Genomic DNA, 22,658 nt, shown 5'->3' with positions numbered 1-22,658 from the left:
TTCCTTTTTCTACTTCTTGCCCTTCTTTCACCGCAATATCCTTCACTTTTCCTTTTGTTGGATCTGCATAGAAGCTCTCGATATTTCCCGGCTTTACTTGTCCAGAAATCAATTTTGTATTATTGGGTGTACGTTCTGTTACTTTCTCAAAGCTAACAGCGTCTCCCTTTGCTGTCTCCTTCTTCTTACCTTGCATAACAAAAATATTGACGGCTGCAATGGCAATAATTAATGCAGTAACTCCGATAATAACCCATTTTTTCTTTTTAGTTGATCGATGTGTTGTAGTTGGTAACATAATGTATTCCCCTTAATGATGATATAATTTAGTACCTACATTTATTGAACAATTTATATGGACAACCCCTAAAGCAACTGTCTATAAACCAAAAAATAAAAGCTAAGAACCTTTTAATACCTTAGGCTATATGAAGCACAAAATAAAGAGGTCGATCCTTTATTGTAAAGAAACTGACCCCTTTATTTTGTGCTTCATATAATATAAATAATTGCAAAAACTAAACTACATTACTGCTTTTAATAATTCTGTTACTAATGGAATTACTCCACCAATGAATTTCAAAACTGCAATTGCGATTTCCATATGATTTCCTCCTCTTTTTGGAGTATTGAATTGTGGTAAATTTTTATACTTTTATAGTAGCGAGAATTCATTTGGATATCAACGTATTTCAATATGCAATATTTCATATTTATACACGTTTTTTTTAAAAAAATATACCAAATCTAAAGTGTTTACCGATGAATCAAACAGTTAATGAACTTAAAATAACTTTCAAGGAAAAAATCAAAATTCAAATAACTAAAATTGATATATTATTGTTCCTACAATACTAGATCTATCAATATATCCCAGACCATTTCGACTATCTTTACTATGGTAACGGTTATCACCCATTACAAATAATTTATTTGAAGGTACTTCTCTTTCTTCAAAGTTAGCAAGATATTTGGATTTATTACTTAAATCTTTATAAATATAGTTTTCTTTTTTTTCCTTTCCATTAATATACAGAATATCATTTTCTATTTTAACTTTGTCTTTTGGCAATCCAATTATCCTTTTCACATAATACTTAGGATCATTGGGTTTTTTTATAATAACAATTTCTCCATGACGTAATGGAAAAATTGCTGCACCTGCTCTATTAACTAGTATATACTCTTCATTTTGTAAAGTAGGATACATAGATCTCCCTTCTATTTTACATAATAAAAAGTTTAAACTTATTATCATAAGCATCACTGTAATCCATAAAAACAATGTTATATTACGCCAATATTTGGGGTTCTTTTGCTTCATGCTTTTCCATTCCTTATTGATTATTTTCATGAAAAACGCCTCTACAAAATTTTAATGTAGGGGCGTTTCGTTTATATATATTTACTAGAAGCATTCAACTTGTTTGTTTATGGAGAAACGTTATTTCCTTGATTCTTTTTTAAAGCGAAATATGCATCTAAGATATCTTTACCAATCATTGAATTAATTCCACCTTTATCATCATTTACCCATGGTACAACAACGGAAAATGCAACCTCTGGATTATCATATGGGGCATATCCTGCTAAAGTTAAATTGTAACAATGAATACGATTCCCTTCTGAATCTCTACCAACAGGGTCCTCGCCTCCATAAACTGTTTGCGCTGTTCCTGTTTTACCAGCTGGTTTATAAGGAGCTTTTTGGAAATACCTCACACCAGTTCCATCACCCTCTTGGAACACTTGCCTAAAGCCTTCTTGTACTCGGTCGATATATTCCTTTTTCATATCTACGCGGTTCAGCACAATGGGTTGCATAGTTTGTACAACTTTACCAATATCTTCTTCTTTCGTTGTTTGCTCCCGAATTTCTTGTACAATCTGTGGCTTCATTCGATACCCCCCATTTGCAATGGTAGAAACATACTGTGCAAGTTGCAACGGCGTATATGTATCAAACTGCCCAATAGCTAAATCTAGTAAAAAACCTGGTTGATAATTTTGTTTTTTTTGTTGTCCCAACGTTTCATTTGGTAAATCAATTCCAGTCGAAACTCCTAATCCAAATTGCCCAAAATAATATCTCATCTTATCAAATGTAGCCGCTTTAATATCTAAAGAACTGTTCGGTATATAATTTATACCTGCAATTTTTAAAGCTGTATTAAACATATACACGTTAGATGAAACTTGTAATGCCCTTATATCATCAATAGTTCCAAAGTCTTTCCAAGATTTCTTAGCTTTTGCTGTTCCCTTAAATTTCATTGGTGCATCATAAAAATATGTTCCTGGTGTTATGGCACCTGTCTCATATCCTGTTAAAAGTGTTGCTCCCTTTACAGTAGATCCAAGTTCATAGGAGCTTGTCATTGTGCCTAAAGCATAATCTTCTACTTCTATATTTTCATCTTTTTTGACTAATTTTTTCCCTGCCATAGATAAAAGTTGCCCCGTTTTTGGATTCATCATAACAACAAATGCTCGGTCTAATAAACGTTCTGAACCTTTAAAAGCTTTTAAATGCTTTTCAATAATCTCTTCTACCTGTTCCTGTAATTTCATGTCTATTGTTAACGTTACATTGTTTCCGCTTTTCCCTTTAGAAACGGTTTCCGTTCGAATAATGTTTCCTTCTTTATCAGTAATATTTTTAATTTCTGCTTTTGTTCCATGTAATACATCTTCATATCGTTGTTCAATATAACTTTTTCCTACGCGATCATTACGGCTATAACCACGTACCATATAAGAGTCTAATTGTTCTTTAGGCAGTCCTTCTTCAGAATTTGTTATATTACCCAATACCGAACGAAATAAATCACCATTTACATAATTACGTTCCCATTCAACTGTTGTATCTACCCCTGGGTATTTAGCTAAATTTTCACTTATAATGGCGTATTCTTTCTCAGGCACATTTTTCTTTATAATTTGAGGTGTCATTGAGTAGCCCGAACTCATTTTACTTTTAATAGCTAATACTTTTAAATCTTTTGGTGTTAATTCGCTTAGTTCTTCATCTGTGATACGTTCTCGTCTTAATTCCTCTATTTTTTTATCAAGCTCTTTCCCTTCAATATTTTTGGCTCGGAATTTTGCCTCATCTTGTTTCGTAATCTTTTTTTGAGCCTTTTCCTTATTTAACTTTACCCAAAAATCCTTTTTATCTGTTTCGGTTAACTTATTTATGTCTTCTTCTGGCATTTCAAGTACGTTTGCAAGATCTCTAGCTGTTTTTAGAATGCCTTCTGAATCTACACCCTTCATCCTTGTATATGTAATAGTACGAATAGCATTGTTGTTAACAACTTTTTCTCCTTCTCGATCAAAAATTTGCCCACGTGGAACGGGAATACTGATTGTGGAATTCCCTTGTTTCTCCGCTATATTCTTATAACTCTCTCCATCAACGATTTGTACTTTTCCTAGCTGAATAATAACAGCTGAAAATAGTAAAAATACACAGAAAAACAATATATTCAACCTTAAGGGAATCATACTTTTTTTAGTATTTTTTTTCTGTTTTTGTTTCATTTCATTCTCCTCTTAAGTACAATATATTAAAATAATACAGTTCTAAATGCAATTAAAAATAATAAGTTTATTACAGCTGATAGATTTCTAATAAAAAATCATTAACTAATTTAGTATATTGCATTTTACGATTAACGATAATACAACTTCAAATACCCAAGTAATCTTATTAATATGTGATTAAACGGGAGTATTCGTACTTTTCAGAAACAATAAACATTATTATAAATCAAATAAAAACGACATTATATTAAACGTTTCCAATCCGTTTGTTACTAACATAACTACTAATGTGAGGGCGACAGATCCATTTTCAAATAAAAAATAAAATAGCAATACCTAGATAAACTCATTTCTTTATTATACAAATGAAAATTTTCCTGTCAAACAAAATTAAAGAACACTTTCTCTATTTAGAGTCTTTAGAGATATCTTTAATGACAATACTTTTATATCTCTATATATAAGTTTTATGAAATTTATTCCACAATAAATTTATCCAAAATCTAAATTGTAAGCACCCTGTCCTACGGATTATACACATTTCATGTTCAATCTCCTCAACAAGCGTGTTCCACAATTTTGTTATTTTTTGAAAAATGTTTTTTGAATCCTCACACATTTTATCGAATTGTTAATAATCGTTTTATGAATGAACTGTATAAAATACCTTTTTAGTGTAGTGTATAAGTTTTATTCAAAAATATAAATTACGTTTAAACGACATTTAAAATAAATAAATCACCAAAAATTGATTCCGATATACTTATTCACCACCTTTATCAATTTAACTTTTTGACAAATTATTTTTTTGTTGATGCATCATTATTACTTATATTAATATGTTTTTATTGCTATATTTTAAAAATACATATTTAATAAAAACAATAAGAATATTCTTGAGTAATAGGAGGTTTTATTATCAAAGGTAAACATCGTAAGATTGTCCTCACAATATTAGGCTTTTATTCAATTTTAATACTTTACTTTATGTTTCTTGGTTTTGATAGGTTGGGATTAAAATATATTAATTATGAATACCAATACCAGTTAATTCCGACTAGTATTCCTTTAGGATTACCAAATATGACAAGTGAAGAAGACTTTAACCTATGGGTTTTTAATTTTGGGAATTTAACTGCATTCATACCTTTTGGAGTACTAATTCCTTTGTTATACCGCTGTAGCTTCATTCGATTCATTACCTCATTTTGTATTTCAATCCTTATACTAGAAGTTTTACAAATGCTAACTTTTCTTGGGGGTTTTGACATTGATGATGTGATTGTGAATGCAATGGGTGCTACAATAGGATTTGTTGCATATAAAATTGGATTTCGTTCAAATACTTTTTTAAAAAAACTTATTATTACTTGTGTAACAGCATCAATCCTTACCTTAGGATTGATTGTTGTTGTAGCTGAATTTAACAAATCATTAGAAAAGCAGCAACAATCTCTCAAAAACGGAACTATTATAGGACTAAATCAACTGACAGAAACTAATGGATATACACCGAAAGATAAAAATTTCCATAGTTTTGAAATTGCTCATAAAAAAATTGAATCTAAATTAAATATGTATAGTAGTAATGGCACAGATTTTCAGCAATTTAAATACTTGTTAAAGGGTAAATATGTAAAAATTTCGGGCTATCTTGGTATCCCAGATGGTGCTAGCAAACGTTCTGGAAAGATAATTATTTCTGTGGATGGAAAAGATGTACAAACGGTTCAATTCTCTGAAGAAAACATATCTACATCAAAAAGTTCCTTTGAAATAGAGTTGGATAAAGCAAATGAACTTTGTATCAAGTTCATTGATACCGATGTATTACTATGGGATGTTACACTTACAGAATGGCAAAAATAATGGATTTGAAATCCGCTAATTTAGATACTTGTGTATTTTTTTATTTGTATATATTTAATATAAAATACAAGTCTTCCAATTTAGGTATATACCGAACACCTATATCTTAATATTCAATATTGCATATCATATTATTATTTATTTCTTTCTTTTAAAATCTTAGAAGTGGATTGTTCATCTAGCAGTTCACAACAGCGTATATTTATTAGTATAATGCTAACCCTAATTACAGACAAAGGGAGAAGAATGTTTATCACTCTTCTCCCTTTGTTTATGTGATTTTTTACGAAGCATTTGTGAACTACTCGCCACCTACGCTTAGAGGTAGAATCTTCTCAGTCCCGCGACGAAAATAATCATTTATCTTTCTTAGCATTACTTCCCTTATTCCCTATATTAGATATCGGGAGAATGAAATTTCTTTCGACACCTTGATTAATTTACAAAATGGTGATATTTTTTTAAGAACACTTAGAGATGATTTACTATATCACTAAATGTTACTAATTTTTTAATTAGAAATCTAAAATGCTGTATCTGTTTATTTAATTGTGAAGAATATCACTTGTATATTATAACTATATTGAGAAATTATTCTATTATGTATATAATGTTTTAGGAATTTATGTCCGTTTTAGGAGCTAGGGGATACACCCTGCAGTGTAAAAAAAGTCAAAATATGTACATGATGGCCATTAACATACTAAACAACAAATGTTAGAGCATTTTTTTAAATGGAATATAGTAGGCTACTAGAGGAAGGTATTATGAATCAAAATAATGTATATCCATTTAACCAACAGGTTCGTCATCAACAACTAATACAAAGTAGAAATTTAAAAGCAGCTAGAAGGAAAAAAGCATTAAGTATATGTGTATTAATAACTTTTATTTTGTTATTATTTTTTAATCGCTTTGGAAAAATTTCAACAATATATGTAACTGGAAATGAAATAATTTCAAAAGCAGAAATTATAAGTCTATCCAATTTAAGCGACAAAGATAATTATTGGAATTTACATGAAGAAGATATAAAAAAAAGAATACAGAAAAATAATCTGATTAAAGAAGTCAAAATTTCAAAGAACTTTCCAAGTCGAGTCACTATTAATGTTAAAGAAAATAGCACTGTTGCATATATGATTAAAGATAATAAGTATTATCTTCTACTTGAAAATGGTACAATATTGGATAAAGTTACAAATAATAAAATCTCCAAAAGTGTACCTGTAATAAAACAATTTACTAGAAATGATGAAAAACAACTTAGAGAACTTATTTCGGAGTTAAATAAATTACCAAGCGAAATACAAAGTATAATATCTGAGATTAATTTTTTGCCAACTAAGAATGATAAATTCCATATATATTTATATGCGAAAAACGGGTTTACAGTGAGCGCTTCAATCACTGATTTGTCTGAAAAAATGGAACTATATCCAGTCATAACTAAAAACTTAGATTCTAAACAATACCCTGTAATTCACTTAGAAGATTCTATATTTGCAAATAACAAATTATAAGCCTTGAAATTACATTTGCTATTATAGGAAAAAGAAAAAAGAACTTGTAGTTCTGAAGTGCCCCCCAAAAGTTAGAATGTGTCTAACTTTTGGGAGGCACTTCAAAACTATCGGCTTTTTGTTATGTTGGGATTTTCAAAAACTAGTTTCTTGTCCTGGTCACATACGGATAAATCGGATCTCTTAATTCGAAGTCATACGTTTCTCCATTCACAATTCCTACCATCTTCCCACTGTCATATAAATCGAGCAAGAAACCGGCCATTTGTTCAGCTGTATGGAACTTAGGAACAACACCATTATATTCAAAATTATCAACATCATAGGATCGTTTCGCAAATTCGGTCTCTGTTGCAGCAGGAGCCAAGACTTTCGCTTGCATGGCTGCTCCTTTTCCTTTCAATTCTTGTGCGAGACCTTCTGTAAAGGCACTTACATAGAACTTTGTCGCGCAGTAGGTCACAGCATCAGCAACAATCAAGTATCCTCCTCCTGAAGAAACATTGATGATTTGCGTTCCTTCAACATCTGCATAGTCACGTACATAAAGAGAGGACAGAACGGTTAAGGCTTCAATATTCAAGTGAAGCATCGTCTCAATTTTATTTAAATTTTGTTCCCCAACGGAAGCAAAGTTTCCAAACCCGCGACTTCAGTCGTGGATCATTGACAGAATCATTCCCTATTCTTTAATTTTAAAAATCTTATTTGGATTCAGAATATTTTTCGGATCAAGAGCTTGTTTCATTTTTTTCATCACAAGAAGTGCTGCTCCATGCTCTTTTTCTTGATATTTTTGTTTACCAATCCCTACCCCATGTTCACCTGTACATGTTCCACCGCGCTCAAGAGCATACATCACAATTTTTTCATTTGCCGCTTCTGTTTTATGCACTTCCTCTGTATCATTTGGATTCACCATTAATAGAACGTGAAAATTCCCATCTCCGACATGTCCAAGTATTCCCCCAACAATTCCCATAGCATCTAAAGTCTCTTTTGCATACTGTATTGCACTTGCTAACTCTGAAATTGGTACACAAACATCCATACTCATCAGTTTTTTCCCTGGGCAACTATGAACATAAGCGTATGCTAAATTATGTCTTGCTTCCCATAATTTATTTCTTGCTGCTGTTTCTGTTTCAAATGAAATAGCCTTACACTTGTGATCTTTAACAATTTCTTTTGTGAAATCAATATCTTGTTTTAATCCCGCTTCATTTCCATGAAACTCTAAAAATAACGTTGGCTCTTCCCTATAGTTTGTTTCACTATATTTGTTAACTTGTTTCATTGAAAGTTCATCAACAAGCTCAATTCTCGCAATCGGAATGCCAGCTTGTAAAATATCAATTACAGCTTCTACCGCATCATTCACTGTCGGAAAAGATGCTCTTGCTGCCATCGTATGCTCAGGTATTCCATATACTCTTAGCGTTAATTCCGTAAAACAACCAAGTGTTCCTTCTGATCCAACGAAAATACCATTTAAATGATAACCAGATGATGACTTTGCAGCTAAATTCCCTGTATGTATAATCGTTCCATCTGCAAGTACAACTTCTAAATCACGAACTTGATCACGCATAACGCCATACTTTACTGAAGTCGTTCCACTTGCATTTGTAGCAGCCATTCCACCTAATGTTGCATCCGCCCCTGGATCCACACTGAAAAACAATCCATACTTTTTTAATTCTTTATTAAGCTGTGAACGAGTTACTCCAGGTTGCACTTTAACTAGAAAATCTTTTTCTCTTACCTCCAGCACTTGATTCATCAGTGAAAAATCAATTGTAATGCCATTTTCATATGGAATTACATGACCTTCCAAGCTTGAGCCTACTCCAAATGGTACAACTGGTGTTTGGTACTTGTTCGCTAGTTTCATTATCTCACTAACCTCTTTTGTCGTTGTTGGAAATACAACAACATCAGGCAGACTGCTAGGATGATAAGATTCATCTTTACTGTGCAGTTCTCTCACCGTTTCATTTACTACTACTTGTGTTTCAGGAAGTACCTCTTTTAAAGCAATTATCAGATTTGCAGTTACAGCTTTCATTTCATTCTCTCCCACCATTCTGTTACAGATTTCATATACAATTTAAGATCTTTTTATAACGATTCATCTGATGAACTATTTCATAAATAATAATCTGAAAAAACTAATAATTCAAGTCCTAAATAAAAAACACCGCGCAATTACTATTAAGTTGAACATCCATAAGTTAATCAACTCACAAAAATATGTAACATGAAATTAGAAAAAATCTTCTTTCTCGTTAATTTGCCAGTCAAATCATCCCCAGCAATATTTGTAAAATAAAGATATTTTGTTTATATTCAAATTAACCTGATTACAATTTGGCAATAGGAATACAGTATAAATACAAATATCATTTATAGGGGGAATCAGACGTGCAATTACCGACCTTTAAATATAATCCAAACGCACTAGAACTAGGAATTATAAAAAAAGAATTTACGACTTGTTCTGTTTGCAAAAACGAACGTGAATATGTTTATAGTGGTCCTTTCTATTCTATAGAAAATGTAGAAAGCATCTGCCCTTGGTGTATCGCTAATGGAAATGCATCTAAAAAATTTGATGAAGAATTTCAAGATCCACACTCCTGTGAGGAAGTAAATAATGAAGAAAAAATAAAAGAACTTATCCATAGAACGCCTGGATATGGTGGATGGCAACAGGAGTATTGGCTGAGTCATTGTAATGATTTTTGTGCATTTATTGGATATGTGGAATGGGAAGAAATCGCTCATTTAGCAATTTCATATAAACGGGTTCCTACACGTTTTATTAGTTCGCTACAAAATTGAATATCAATTGCCGTCATTAAATATGCCAGCCTTTCTCTTTGAAATAGCTTAACATTTTCCGGTAATTCTCCCCATACTTCTCTTGAAATTCTTTCCCAAAATCCTCTTCGATGTGCTGCATCATCATATCATGGTAAAAAGCATTTTTTATTACTTCAATTACTGCTGAATGATTCGTCTCTAATGCAGATGGCTTAATCTCTCCTCCGAAACTACCAATTAAAGCTGAACTAGAATCACAGAGAATAGAAAACTTCCTTTCATCAGCAGGCCACTCTTCATCCCTATAATGCTGGAATACATGTTTAAGAGGTGTTATACATACATAAATTCAAAATATTTAACTTCAGAAAAAAGGGATTCTAGAGTAGAAATCTTTTCCTAATCTATATCCTTTAAATTCATAAACATCAATATCTCCAAGTACTTTATTTCTCTACCATCCAAATTATGTTAAGATTATTTTAATATTTCGAAAAACATATAAAAGGAGCCTAATAATAATGGATGTCTACTTAGTACAACCCACAATTGACTTACAAGAAGAATATTTAGAATTCTATCAAGAATGGAAAAATAGTGGTGAAACGATGATTCCTTGGGTTATCACAAAAGATCCTTCTAATTTTCCAGCAATGATTCAAGAGTTGCTAGATGCAGCGAAAGGTAAAAACATTCCCGATAGTTGGGTACCGGACTCTACCTATTGGCTTATCACAAATGATAACAAGATCGTTGGTGCTGTAAATATTCGCCATCGTTTAACTGAGCATCTATTCAATGCTGGTGGGCATATCGGTTATGGTATTCGTCCTTCAGCAAGACAAAAAGGATATGCTACAAAATTATTAGCTTTATCATTAGAAAAAATAAAAGAATTAGGTGTTACAAAAGTACTTGTCGTTTGCGATGAAGATAATACTGCTTCAGAAAAAACAATTTTGCATAACAGAGGACTTCGTGATAATGATTTTATCGAAGAAGATGGTAATGTTGTAAAAAGGTATTGGATTGAGCTGCAAACATTCAGTTATTAATGAAAATGGAGGGATTCACATGTCTACATTAGCAACCCAATTAGAACATATAATTCATACTGCATCTCAAAAAATTATACTTTTTTCTGACATGGATATAAAACTCGCCCCAATAAAATGGTCTAAAAAAGAAATATTAGGTCATCTTTGCGATTCCGGTACGGTAAACCATAGACGCTTTGTTGATATTCTTACTTCAAAGGAAACAATTATACTCACTGGCTATGATCAAGATTTGTGGGTGCAAGTACATAATTATCAACAATCTTTTTCAGCAAATGAAATTCTAAAATTATGGGAAGCTATTAACATACAAATGATAAAATTACTAAGCAATGTAAAGAATGAACACTGGCAACTTACATGTAAGTTGGAAGACCAACAGGAAGTAACTTTAGAATGGCTTGTTACAGATTATATTAATCATATGAACCATCATCTTAATCAAATATTTACAAAACATAAAAACTAAATTCCTTTTCACCCTTGCCCGATTTGGATTACATATCCAAAATAAGGAGGACAGCTCACAGCCCCACCTCCTCCTTATTTTTGTTATAAAAAAACTTATGCTTTCTATACATAAGCACCTTTTTTCTCTATCATTATGCATTATGAGTCATTTGTTTTCTTTATTCTTCTTCCTTCTATTGACATCTTTTAACGTTTTACTAAATCCTAAAATCAAAATAATAAATATTATTCCAGCAATTGCTACCATTTCTAAAATGAATTGCATAGTTCTCTCCTCCTCAAAATTATGCCTATTATCCTTTATTAAAACTGTTATCTATTTAGACAAACTTTCATTTGGTTCACTTGGCGTTTTTATATCAAATTATAGCTGTCTCATTGTAAATATACTTTTAAAACACCCTATTTCCTATTTATTCTAGTTTATCAAAAGAAGTTTTTTAAATCAGTAGATAAAGTAAATCTTTAATAATCGGTTGGGGCTTCATCCCCACTGATTATTAGCCCTCAAAAATCGAGCTTTTACAGGAAGTTTATCTCCCACCTAATCTCTTTGCTTTTGCTGATTTTTGAGGTGGGAGTATTGCTGCCCGCGAATAGCGAATAAATTTTCATTACTGATTTATATGTATACAAAAAGCCACCCCTTCTAGAAAAATACTAGAAAGAATGGCTCAGATCATAATAAAGTGAAACTTCGATCAGTGGAGATTCCCCTAATCTTCCACTAATCGTTAGTTGAATCTATAAGACTTTTATGTACGGTAATTCTTATCTTGCTGCACGTACCTCAGCAACAAGTTTTCCACCCTCTATGCTCATATAAAGCTTCACAGGTACTTCATTTGTATTTTCAAACACTAAATCTAAATATGGATATGCAATCGTAGCATCTCGGCCTTGTGGAACGTATCCTACTGTTTTGGAGTGTGTAGTTCTCTCCACCATTTTTAAACCAGCTTGATCTGCAGCATTAAAAAGAGTAGAAGATGTTTGACATACTCCTCCGCCATAACCATCTACTAGTTTGCCGTCAACAATCTCTTTTCCTAACTGATATCCCTTGTCTGGTGTTGTATCTCCAATTAATGCGTTAAAAGAGAAACGATCTCCTTTTCCTAATACGACACCACTAATATTACTTGCAGACAAACGAATATTCTCGATTCTACCACCTGTAGAACCACCTAAGTTTGTTTCATATCTTCCTAAAACTGCACCATTTCCACTTGCATCTTCCGGCTTCGCTACAGGTTTTTTCTCAACAATTGGTAGTTGGTACGAAGAATCCCACATTCCTACGTTCATTAGTTTATCTACTAGCTCTTTTTCCATTAACTCATAAGAAGGCTTACCTTCTTGCCATGTTCCATCACTTGCCATACGAGAAGGGACCATCTTTTGATCAATAGTTTTTCCGACTTCCTTAGCAACCTTCGTTACTTCTTTTTCAAACTTATTTTCATCTTCAAAATAACCTAAGCTTGCTATATTAACATTTTTTACTTCTTTACCACTTCTAGCATCTACTAAACTTACACTTTCATTGACACCAGTCTTAGCTTCTACTGCATGCTCTCCTATGCCACTTACCAATGAAACTTCACTTATTTTTGTACCACATCCACTCACTATGCTTACACATAGTGCCCCTATTACTATACTTTGTACCTTACGTAACAATATACTCTCTCCCTTTCCCTACCATTACTCTTTGTTTTCAATTTTATGTATGTATAATTACATGACTTTGCAATATGACTACAAAATATTACAATTTGATTTCCACTATATTAAAATTACTCTTTTCTTTAAGAAATGTCTACACATATTTACTTAGAAACTTAAGTTTGTAATGCTCCTCTTATTTAACCAGTATATACCAAATGATTATTCAAAAACAATTTTAATACATTAATATTTTGGAATTCTTCATAGGCAATTCTCATTTATAAAAACTTATCACAAATTCTCTTGAATACATTTGATGAAGCACCCTATTCAAAATAGGTATTTGCCGTGCCACCTATCCGCTCTTACACATACATTATGATGAATTCAAGCAAATTTAGAGAACGGAGGATGTTTATGTATCCCTACAATTCATATGCCCCCTACAACCTTTATAACTATCAACAATCATATGACGGGCAATCGCAATATCAACCATATATAGAACAAACAGAACAAATTGATCCATATGATCCAAATAGACAATTTCAAATTCCAATTTCCTTTCCAGGTAGTGGCGGCCGTCAGTTAGAAAGACGAGTAAATGAGCTAGAACAAAGAGTAAATCAACTTCAGCAGACAGTAGAACGTCATACACGTAGACTCAATCGATTAAATCAGCGTTTACGTACTGTAGAGAATCGACTAAACATTCCATTTTCAGCACTTGAGGATGGATTTTAAATTAGTAAAACAAAGAACTATATAAGGAAGGGACTCTCCCTTCCTATATTTCAAATTAACAAATAGTAAGCCCCTGTTATCCGTTTTATTTTATTAAATTGACGAAAGTTTTCTCCATCTCTATACTGATAAGAGTCAATGAAATGAAACAAGGTGATAAATATGGATTTTGAAATAAACTTCCTCTCCTTCTATGTTATACAAGTAGAAGGAAAAGGTGAACAAGCAGATAAGCGATATAAACATTTTCAAACGTTGGATGCTGAAGAATATGAGGACAGCCCCTTAAAAGAGTTCTTAGATGGTGAATTATTAAAAATATCTAAACGAAAAGTAGAACGTCATGCAAAAACCGAACAAGCCCCAACAAAGATTGGTCGATTTATTGTAGAAACTGGGCACGAATTCGATTCCAACCCTCATTATAATTTATTTAATCGTATCCGTTTTGCAGAAACGAAAGAGAATTTTAAAGATATGAGTGAACCTCTCGTTTATACATATATCGATACAAGTGCAGTACGCGGTGGTGTATTTTTAGTTGCTCAAGCAAAACTGAGGAAATACTTTGACGATCCATTCGTATTCGTTATGAAGTGTGACTTCGAGCCAAAAGTTGCTTCCATTTCCGACGAAACAACACTTATTCGCAACGTTGAAATGGCAATTACGACAAAAAATATGAAATCTATTCAATACCCATACATGCCAGAAGAAGGCATTGTAGAGCCTGGCGAACTAAAAATCCACCAAGCATCACACGCACGCTACTTTGAGGATTTCTTAAAATTCGTCGAATACGAACGCTCTATGCCAGAAATTATGAAAACACAAGTTATGGACATGGTATACGACCAAATCGAAGACGTGTTTGAAGAAGGTACGGAAGAACGAGAACAATTCGACCAAGCGATGGAAGTATGGGCTGCCAGTCCTAAGCGTGAAATTATGGAACATTTCACAACGGAAGAAGTAATGGAAGCTACAGCGCAAATTGTGGAGCATACCCCTGAGATAGAATTAAAGCTAAAGGCAGATCATATTTCTGTGAAGGCATTGCTTGCAGATTTTGGGGAACAGATTCATATTGCCAAGGTTAATGATAAATATGTACTAATGATTGAGGCGGATACACTTACGTTTGAGAAGGGATTCTCTCCTATTGAGTTTTTGAAGCCGGATGAGTTAGAGAAAGTAATGGAGCGGATTGCGAGTAAGACGTAAAATAAAAGAAATTTTAGTGTCACTAAAACGATTTTTGTATTTGATAATCTAAAAGTAAGCCCGTATAATCGTTAAAAACCCAGCCGTTCTTCTTCGATTACTTCGAAGAAGAACGACTGGGTTTTTAATGACAAAATGGCTGGATTTTCAATTGACAAATACACTAGCTCCTCACATATGAGTTATCTATTCATTCTTCATACATACAAATTTCTTCAAGTCAGCTTTTACTTTGATTTGCTTTCTTTAAGTAAGAAATCGTTTGGTCTAAACCAAATGAGACGTCTGAAGCAGGCTTCCATTTTAATACTTCAATCGCTTTACTAATATTTAACTGGCTATGAAGAATTTCTCCTTTATAGATTGAGTCATCATTCCTTTTATTACGACATTCCATACATGTTCTACATATCGCTTATAAAAGAGTGATAGATTCTTTCTATCTTTGAAATCATCCCACCTTGAGTTAGATGTTGTCGTGAATATTCCTGAGCATTTCTTCCTAAACGTTCACGAAGATTCTTATTTGCTAAAAGCAATTTAAGAGCATCGGAAAGTTGTTGTACATTTCCCGGTTCACAAATGATCCCTGTTTTTCCGTTTTGAATCATTTCTGGTATACCACCGCAATTTGTTGTAACAATAGCTTGACGAGAAAACATAGCTTCAATAATTGAAATCGGAAAATTATCGTTAATGGTAGGTAAGACATAGATAGCAGAAGAGGAAAGGATTTCTGGTATATCTGTTCTTCTGCCAAAGAACTTGATATTGTCGAGACCAAGTTGTAGTACTTGGTCTTCTAGTCTTTCTCTCATGACACCATCACCAACAATCCATATTTCTACATTAGATAAATCTTGTTGAATTCGCGAGAGCGCTTTCAGAAAAATGTCATGACCCTTTCTGGGAGAAAGGCGGGAAACACAGGAAATTACAAGATTATCATTATACTCTTGTTTAGGTATAGAAGCTTGATGAAAATGTATGCCTGTATGAACAGTAACCAGTTGTTCTATCTTTGCGCCATACTCTTTTAAAGGGGAATGAAAAGAATTACTGATCGTTATGATTTGATCGGATGCTCTTATTCCCTGTTTTTCAATTTCACTAAAATAAACTTCCTCAATTGATCCTTTTTTTATTTTATCGAACTTTAACCGGCTTTTTGTAAAATGTCCATGCGGTGTAAAAAAAAGAGGTTTCTTATATTCTAGATTTAGTTGTCCTAATAAAAAGACAGAAAATAAATCTTGTGCATGAAACACATCATATTGTTCTAGATTTCTTCCTCTTAAGAAAGACTTATACACGTTCATGAAACTAGTGTTTTTTATAATTTTTTCATTGACTGTACCATATCGTTGCAGCAGAAAGTCCCTTGCATGTTCGGCAGCCTGCGGGATATCTTGCTCTAGATGAACTGCTGTCATTTGAGTAGGTGAGATGACATCTACGTCATGACCATACTTTTCAAAACCTGTTTTTAAGGAAGTAATATAACTTGATAACCCTCCAGTATTTGGATATCGCAAAAACGTTACGTAGAGGATCTTTAGTTTATTTGTTTTACTTGGTATGCGATTCTTTTTGATTCCAAATGTCTGAAATGGTTCCATTAAATGATTCTTTTTACTATCTATTTTATAGTATTCATCCATGACTTTTAGCAGGCTCGCATGGAAAGGACAGATGTATTCATTTCGCTCTTCCTTTATTGTATTCAGAAGCATCTCCTCCTAACTCTGCTAATGTGAAAATTTTATTTATCTTATAAACCTAATTCTCTTCCCCAAGTTGAAACTTTTTCAAGATGATACGTTAATAGCTCGCCACCGCGGTTATCGAATATTCTTCGTAGCTGGGTATGCAACCCCTTTTCTAATGTTCTCTGCAAATACGCCATTTTATAAAGGTCAATTGGAGCCGTTTTAAATTGAATGCCATTCTTCTGCATTTGTTTTGTATATGATTTCACACAATGCGTGCGAATTTCTTCTGCATGACTCTGCCAATCTTTTCTGAAACCTAATAATATTTCGACTAAAACAACCATATCAAACCAGACGGGTGCATACTTAATGGACTCCCAATCGATAAACTGGATATTCCATGGTGCACCTGGTGTCACATTGTTGCTGCATATGTTTTGCATATGAAGATCACCATGCGTTATAGATGAACCATTTTCAAATAGTTCCGGGAAAAAATCCGGTCCCTTATGACATAGTTTTATTAGCGGTTTATGATAGGGTTTAATGATCTCCCTTAACCGGTCGTCTTTCGCTGCGTCATCGAGAAAAGCAATCGTCTTTCCAATATATTTGGCTCGATTACTTCTCATGTGGCTTGATTCATAAATAGGAAGCCAAGATTTCCAAACATCTTTATGCTTTTTAAAGTTGTCTTCAAATGTGTGTGCGTGAAGTTTGGCAACGGTGGGGATAATGTAGTCAAAATGTTTCGGGGAGAAGGTGATCTGGCCGCGTACTTGCTGAACAAATTCCATGAATATCCAGGTGTCATTTTCGCTTTTTTCAACATGGTATATTTGAGGAAGAAACTCTTTCAATATAGGATAAGCTCTCTGATATACATTAATCTCTACTTCATTTTTATAGTTTGTTGAATAATATATTTTCAAAATAATGGGATAATGATTCGTTTTTTTTCGAAGAGATAATTTGTAGATACTCATTCTTGTTGTTGATTTTAGACACTCGATTTTAGCAGGGTCTATTACAACCCTCTCAGCCATTGAATAAGAAAGCTTTTCTGAAATCTTCAACTTCTCAAAATGATGGAATAATACTTTTGCCTCGTACAACGTTTTCATTCCTTTCGTTTTTGTTTCCAGGCGTTCTTCAAATGAGACCACGTGCTTCTAATGAACGGCATTGGATCATCCCATGCAAACAAAGCAAACTCTTTTTTGCCTCGCAAGCCTTCATAAAAATCTTTCCACGTCATTTCGGCTCTTTTTTTCTTGTGGCGGAACGTTAAATAATACCGCACAAGATAAATCCATTTGACACCGTCTATTTGTTTGAGCCTCGGCACGGGGTTTTGCTTGGTTAAATATAAATAATACATATAAACAAAATCCACGCCAGCAGGTCCTGTCAAGCTATGCGTTAACCAAAAACGAGGATTTATTTCAATAAACTTATAAACCCCATCTCGGGGGTCCTTTTTAAACTCTGCCATACCAATACCTTTAAGGTTCATTTTTTTTAAAAATGGTAAACATATATCCACCAATTCTGGAATTTGTTTACTAACAATATGAGCTCCCGTTCCAAATTCAGCTGGGAATTGATGATTCTTTTGCAAAGAAAATAACGCTAGTAGCTCCATATTGTCGTCATAAAAAGTGGCCACTTTATAAAAATGCTGATTGTCGCCAGGAATGATTTCCTGAATAATGAGCTTTCCATGCTGCCGATACAATTCATACTCATTTCTTAGTTGATCTGGATCTTTTATGAATATGGCCTTTTTATTTATTTTTTTTCGAAACTCATGGCCCAAAGTCGGCTTTAATATACATGGGAAATCCAGAGACAATATCGCTTCTTCAATTTGTTCTTTATGTTCGATCACATACGTTTTAGGACATGGAATATTATGCTTCACTGCTAATTCATACATTTTGTGTTTATCCAGTATTTCTTCAATCAGCGAATGTTCAGGAAACAAAAATAAATAGTAGTTAGACAGTTCCATTCGATATTTTGAAATGAACACCACATAATCATCCGCACCTGTATACAAAATCGGTTTCAGTTTAAATTCTTTAGCCAAATTGATTAAAAAAGTTAGTAATTCCTTTTCATCTGATAAAGGACTTGGGCATACTCCACATGAAGCAAGACGTGATTTTCCTATCTTATAAGGTTTCTCTATATCGAACGCATAAACGTTGATCCCTTTTCTCGCTAAGCTTCTGATGATTCCGATTCCATTGGCACTTAAGTCCAGTACAACTGCTGCGTGTTCATGATTCATAGAATTCTTCCTCACTCAAATACTTTTTGTAGATCTTTTCAATATGAGCTGTCATTGTCTCTCTAGTTAAATGTTTTTTAGCAAAGTTTCTTGCATTTTCACCCAACTGCTCCCGACCTTCCTGATTTGCAATGACGAACTTTAATGCACGTGCCAGTTTAGCTGTATCTCCTGGAGCGACTAGAATGCCTGTCTTGGAGTGATTCACCAATTCAGGTATGCCTCCCGATGTTGTCGAAATGACACAAGCTCCACTATGCATGGCCTCAATGATAGAAATAGGCAGGCTGTCGTTTAGGGTTGGAAGTACAAAAACATCGGTTTTGCTTAAAATGTTTGGCACATCATCCCTTGCCCCTAAAAACTCCACCATGGAAAGACCCAAAGAATCGACTTGCTTTTCTAAAGTGTCTCTCATCTCACCATCTCCGACAATGAGCACTTTAATGTTATCAGTATATTTTCTTTTCAGCTTTGAAAGTGCGTCAAATAATACATTATGGCCTTTTCTTGGGCCTAATCTCGCTACACATGTAATAACGACCTTCTTGTGTGCTGATGTATTTTTTGTGCGATACTTCTCAGGGTAATCAATACCCGTAAGTACAGTTGTCATGTTCTCTTGTTTGGTCCCTAGCTGCATTAACGGATCACGAAATGAATCACTGAGAATGATAAGGTGATTGGCAAATTCAATGGCTTTTCTTTCTAATGTTTGATAATAGACTTCTTCCAGCGAACCTTTTTTAAATATACCAAATTTCAGCCGGTTAAAGGTAAACATCCCATGGGGTGTAAACAACAAAGGTTTTCCGTAATATACATTGATTCTTCCTAATATATTCGCTGTAAACAAATCTTGCGCATGGAAGATATCATATTTTTTTAAGTCGATATTGTGAAGAAGCATCTTTTCATAGATATACATATGTCTGTGACTTTTCAAAATCATGCTATTATAACTTCCATAACGTGTATTAAAGAAATCTTTTAAGCTGGGAACAATTACTTCACGCAGGGTCTCTACTTTACTCCGAGGAAATTGATTAGGAGAGATAATGTCGACTTGATGTCCTTGTTGTCTTAACCCTTCACTAAGTGCTGTAATATAATTAGATAAACCTCCAGTATGAGGATAGTCCCAAAACGTAGCAATTAATATAGAAAGGCTTTTCTTTCGGACTGTCTTTGGCCCTGTATTTGTATAACGTTCGTACATTTCATTCTTCTTTTTTTGAAATGAGAACGAACGAATTCCAAAATATTTATCCATTTCTTTAATTACATAGGGATATGGAAACATAAGCTTCTTTTTCATCGCCAGATCCTCCTTACCACTTCGAACGCTTCAGCGTATTGTACGCCAATCGTCATTCCTCTAACTCTTCCTAAATACTGAACTCCTTCATATGAACGAGGATGAGGAAAATCTCTCATTTCTACATCGTAATGTTTGAGCGCCGCAATTTTGGAATCCATTTGATCTGTAATGTCGACAAAATAATTAGATTTGAAAACTTTATCATTCGTGTGGATATTCCACTCACTAGAGGAAACCGTTTCAAATGTAATTAATTCTATCGGTTTTTGGTTCGGCAGAGGTCGAGTCGCGGTCAAAACCGCTTGAAAAGTAATTAAATGATCAATATTGACATCTCCATAATGGTGGGTGAAGATTTTACTTGGTTTATAGGTCTGTATTAATTGTTCTATTTCTTTCGTTAACTGATGCAGCGGAATTAATTCTAACTCTAAATTAGCATGCTTGAGGAATATCACTTCTTCAATACCAATTACCTTATTTGCACACCGGCTTAGCTGCTGTATGTGATGGGCTTCCTCTTTTCTTCCTAAAGCAGTAATGATTGAAATTACCCGATAGCCATTTTCTACTAGTCTTTTTAAAGTCCCGCCGGCTCCTAATAGCTCATCGTCAGGGTGAGCACCAATGACTAAAACACACTCTCTCATTTTTTTTATCACTCCTTATACCGTGTACTACTTAACTTATGATTGATGCTGCAAAAAGAAACTGTCATTAGCGGAGAGCCTGTTCTATTGTTTATCATCTTTTAACAGGATTCCAACAGAAGTCCCCTTCCTTAAGCATGTGCAGGGCATGGCCCAGGTCGTAGGGAGGGGATGAATGGTGGTCGTAGATAGCACGAAGTTTTTATTTCCTTTTTTGCAACATAGTATACGCTAGTGACAGGAAGAAAAACGAACATACATTCTCGTATTAAATGTAGGGCAAGGTTGTGTCCGAACAGTATAAACGACTCCTGTGGAGAGTACGTCAGACTGATTGGGTATCCAATCAGCAACGCTCTATGAAACAGGAAGCGCCTTCTTCAAACAGCTCGTTAGAATGTTAGAGAGGGGTCATTCACTGGTCCTGCCATTTGTTAAAGAATAAAGTGAAACTTTGACCAATGGAGGTTTTCTTCATCTTCACTGATCATTAGCCCGCACCAATCAGGATTTTATGGACAGTTTATTCCCCACCTAACTTCTTTACTCCCTGCCCAAATTTAATGTAGCGGGATAAAATAAGCCTGTATTAAAGACTGCTCATTACTACTAATCAATCTTTAATACAGCCTTATAGTCTATCAAGATTTGCATGTGTATTTCTGCCTCTATGCGATGAATTCTAGAAGGAAGTGATCAAAAAACAAAGTGTTGGTTTCAATATAAAAAAACGTTATGCGCAAGACACTTCTGTTTTTTATCAATGTTTCACCCATGTATTATAAACAGAAGAAGGTATATTCTTCACATTATTTAAAAAATCCTGTGACAATCCAAATTTTTTAAACCCCTTTAATAATTTAATAGGAGCCTTGCTATTTGAGGTAAAAGCTCTTTTATGGTCAATAACTTTTAACTGACCTTCTTCATTTATTAAAACGTGTCTTACTTCCGTGTCCCATCTGGTAAATCCGATCTTTTTCAATTCATCCAACATTATTAATATTTTTTCAGTTAATTCTTCAGTGATCTGTTTTTCTTTTTTTAAGTGACGTGCAAGTGAAATTCCATGTATATACTCCATGACAATATAATTCTCTCCATATTCATAAAGTCGTGGAATAATAGGTGATGATTGTCCAATTACCAGAGCTTTCAACTCTTTTTTTTGAGTTTCTTCCAGGAAAAACATTTTCACACATTTATCATGGGTTAATTGATATACCTCTCCATCCTTCCCATCCCCAATGAGCTTATATTCCTTCAAGTCTCTTCTGCTGATTTTTCTTTTATTAAAGTATGTCTTCATTTGATCGCTCCTTAATAAGGATTTCGTGTTTTTGCAATAGTATCACCTCATATTCTATGATTCATCACTTACATATGTAACCTAGACTAATATATATTTTGATAACTTGATTCAATTCATATGGTTTTTTAATAGATATTATTTTAAAACCTTGAAATGCAATAAAGTGAAAGTTTGATCAGTGGGGGGGCTTCATCCCATTGTCATCAAGCCAAATTACTTTTCTATCCTTTACTTCAATCTTATTTGCACTCAGTAAAAACCAACTTCATCCAAATTTTCACTTTCAACCAAACTGACCAGCCACAAACCGTAACCGTATCGATAACCAACTGGCAAAATACTTGTGGTGCAAACAAATTTCCTAAGTATGGATATCTTTCGTTAATGATTCGAACGAGTTGAAACGGAATGAGGATACCGTCCTTCATGGACAAT

19 protein-coding genes and 2 pseudogenes are annotated in these 22,658 nt (G+C 33.6%); 7 read left to right on the top strand and 14 right to left on the bottom strand.

What is annotated here, in order from left to right; genetic code table 11:
* The 3 genes and pseudogenes from MHH45_RS26725 to MHH45_RS26710 all read right to left on the bottom strand — a co-directional run.
* A pseudogene (locus MHH45_RS26725) lies at positions 1 to 298 on the bottom strand (efflux transporter periplasmic adaptor subunit); the annotation flags it as partial.
* 525 nt (positions 299 to 823) lie between these two features.
* A complete protein-coding gene (gene lepB, locus MHH45_RS26715; protein WP_016131769.1) occupies positions 824 to 1,354 on the bottom strand; it encodes a signal peptidase I in 531 nt (176 codons plus the stop codon).
* Positions 1,355 to 1,431: 77 nt separating this feature from the next.
* Positions 1,432 to 3,543 carry a peptidoglycan D,D-transpeptidase FtsI family protein gene (locus tag MHH45_RS26710; RefSeq protein WP_088094237.1) on the bottom strand — a complete coding sequence of 704 codons (2,112 nt, stop codon included), beginning with the start codon at positions 3,541 to 3,543 and terminating at the stop codon, positions 1,432 to 1,434.
* Positions 3,544 to 4,533: 990 nt separating this feature from the next.
* Between MHH45_RS26710 and MHH45_RS26705 the strand changes: the two genes are divergently transcribed.
* On the top strand, positions 4,534 to 5,415 hold the full coding sequence (locus tag MHH45_RS26705) for a VanZ family protein (protein ID WP_016131771.1): 882 nt from the start codon (positions 4,534 to 4,536) through the stop codon (positions 5,413 to 5,415).
* Positions 5,416 to 6,182: 767 nt separating this feature from the next.
* On the top strand, positions 6,183 to 6,938 hold the full coding sequence (locus MHH45_RS26700) for a cell division protein FtsQ/DivIB (RefSeq protein WP_229161828.1): 756 nt from the start codon (positions 6,183 to 6,185) through the stop codon (positions 6,936 to 6,938).
* Positions 6,939 to 7,080: 142 nt separating this feature from the next.
* On the opposite strand, the pseudogene MHH45_RS26695 reads toward MHH45_RS26700, so the two are convergent.
* Positions 7,081 to 7,584: pseudogene (locus MHH45_RS26695) on the bottom strand (SDR family NAD(P)-dependent oxidoreductase); the annotation flags it as partial.
* 36 nt (positions 7,585 to 7,620) lie between these two features.
* Positions 7,621 to 9,006, bottom strand: a complete 1,386-nt coding sequence (locus MHH45_RS26690; protein ID WP_016115653.1) for an FAD-binding oxidoreductase — start codon at positions 9,004 to 9,006, stop codon at positions 7,621 to 7,623.
* 356 nt (positions 9,007 to 9,362) lie between these two features.
* Here MHH45_RS26690 and MHH45_RS26685 point away from each other — a divergent pair, with 356 nt between their 5' ends.
* The 3 genes from MHH45_RS26685 to MHH45_RS26675 all read left to right on the top strand — a co-directional run bounded on the left by MHH45_RS26685 (position 9,363) and on the right by MHH45_RS26675 (position 11,291).
* Positions 9,363 to 9,782, top strand: coding sequence for a CbrC family protein (locus tag MHH45_RS26685; RefSeq protein WP_088094235.1), 420 nt, complete (start codon positions 9,363 to 9,365; stop codon positions 9,780 to 9,782).
* A 503-nt stretch (positions 9,783 to 10,285) separates the two neighbouring features.
* Positions 10,286 to 10,819 carry a GNAT family N-acetyltransferase gene (locus MHH45_RS26680; RefSeq protein ID WP_088094234.1) on the top strand — a complete coding sequence of 178 codons (534 nt, stop codon included), beginning with the start codon at positions 10,286 to 10,288 and terminating at the stop codon, positions 10,817 to 10,819.
* 19 nt (positions 10,820 to 10,838) lie between these two features.
* Positions 10,839 to 11,291 carry a DinB family protein gene (locus MHH45_RS26675; RefSeq protein ID WP_016131777.1) on the top strand — a complete coding sequence of 151 codons (453 nt, stop codon included), beginning with the start codon at positions 10,839 to 10,841 and terminating at the stop codon, positions 11,289 to 11,291.
* Between the two features lie 773 nt (positions 11,292 to 12,064).
* Here the strand turns inward: MHH45_RS26675 and MHH45_RS26670 are convergent.
* The gene (locus MHH45_RS26670; protein ID WP_016115656.1) at positions 12,065 to 12,976 is read right to left on the bottom strand and encodes a VanW family protein; all 912 of its coding nucleotides are present in this window, start codon (positions 12,974 to 12,976) and stop codon (positions 12,065 to 12,067) included.
* 405 nt (positions 12,977 to 13,381) lie between these two features.
* On the opposite strand from MHH45_RS26670, the gene MHH45_RS26665 reads away from it, so the two are divergent.
* Complete coding sequence (locus MHH45_RS26665) at positions 13,382 to 13,708, top strand: hypothetical protein (protein ID WP_016115657.1); 327 nt, start codon at positions 13,382 to 13,384, stop codon at positions 13,706 to 13,708.
* Positions 13,709 to 13,870: 162 nt separating this feature from the next.
* On the top strand, positions 13,871 to 14,932 hold the full coding sequence (locus tag MHH45_RS26660) for a DUF3900 domain-containing protein (protein WP_016131778.1): 1,062 nt from the start codon (positions 13,871 to 13,873) through the stop codon (positions 14,930 to 14,932).
* 220 nt (positions 14,933 to 15,152) lie between these two features.
* Here the strand turns inward: MHH45_RS26660 and MHH45_RS26655 are convergent, their stop codons facing one another.
* The 8 genes from MHH45_RS26655 to MHH45_RS26620 form a co-directional block, all read right to left on the bottom strand.
* The gene (locus tag MHH45_RS26655; RefSeq protein WP_170927950.1) at positions 15,153 to 15,329 is read right to left on the bottom strand and encodes a hypothetical protein; all 177 of its coding nucleotides are present in this window, start codon (positions 15,327 to 15,329) and stop codon (positions 15,153 to 15,155) included.
* Between the two features lie 7 nt (positions 15,330 to 15,336).
* Positions 15,337 to 16,665: a glycosyltransferase family 4 protein gene (locus MHH45_RS26650; protein ID WP_016115659.1), complete on the bottom strand. Its 1,329-nt coding sequence runs from the start codon at positions 16,663 to 16,665 to the stop codon at positions 15,337 to 15,339.
* Positions 16,666 to 16,703: 38 nt separating this feature from the next.
* Positions 16,704 to 17,759: a phosphotransferase gene (locus MHH45_RS26645; RefSeq protein WP_170927949.1), complete on the bottom strand. Its 1,056-nt coding sequence runs from the start codon at positions 17,757 to 17,759 to the stop codon at positions 16,704 to 16,706.
* A gap of 5 nt (positions 17,760 to 17,764) precedes the next feature.
* Positions 17,765 to 18,940 carry a carboxylate--amine ligase gene (locus MHH45_RS26640; RefSeq protein ID WP_016131780.1) on the bottom strand — a complete coding sequence of 392 codons (1,176 nt, stop codon included), beginning with the start codon at positions 18,938 to 18,940 and terminating at the stop codon, positions 17,765 to 17,767.
* Positions 18,930 to 20,258, bottom strand: coding sequence for a glycosyltransferase family 4 protein (locus MHH45_RS26635; protein WP_016115662.1), 1,329 nt, complete (start codon positions 20,256 to 20,258; stop codon positions 18,930 to 18,932). The genes MHH45_RS26640 and MHH45_RS26635 overlap by 11 nt, the downstream gene beginning before the upstream one ends.
* On the bottom strand, positions 20,255 to 20,911 hold the full coding sequence (locus tag MHH45_RS26630) for a PIG-L deacetylase family protein (RefSeq protein ID WP_016115663.1): 657 nt from the start codon (positions 20,909 to 20,911) through the stop codon (positions 20,255 to 20,257). The genes MHH45_RS26635 and MHH45_RS26630 overlap by 4 nt, the downstream gene beginning before the upstream one ends.
* A gap of 760 nt (positions 20,912 to 21,671) precedes the next feature.
* Positions 21,672 to 22,220 (bottom strand): AarF/UbiB family protein, encoded by a 549-nt coding sequence (locus MHH45_RS26625; protein WP_016115664.1) that lies wholly within the window; start codon positions 22,218 to 22,220, stop codon positions 21,672 to 21,674.
* A gap of 242 nt (positions 22,221 to 22,462) precedes the next feature.
* Entirely contained in the window at positions 22,463 to 22,651 is a 189-nt protein-coding gene (locus MHH45_RS26620; RefSeq protein WP_140386074.1) for a hypothetical protein, read from the bottom strand.
* Positions 22,652 to 22,658: the final 7 nt, after the last annotated feature.

It is taken from the genome of Bacillus sp. FSL K6-0042 (genome assembly GCF_038006685.1).
GTDB classification, from domain to species: domain Bacteria; phylum Bacillota; class Bacilli; order Bacillales; family Bacillaceae_G; genus Bacillus_A; species Bacillus_A pseudomycoides.
This window is presented reverse-complemented; position numbering and strand designations above follow the sequence as displayed.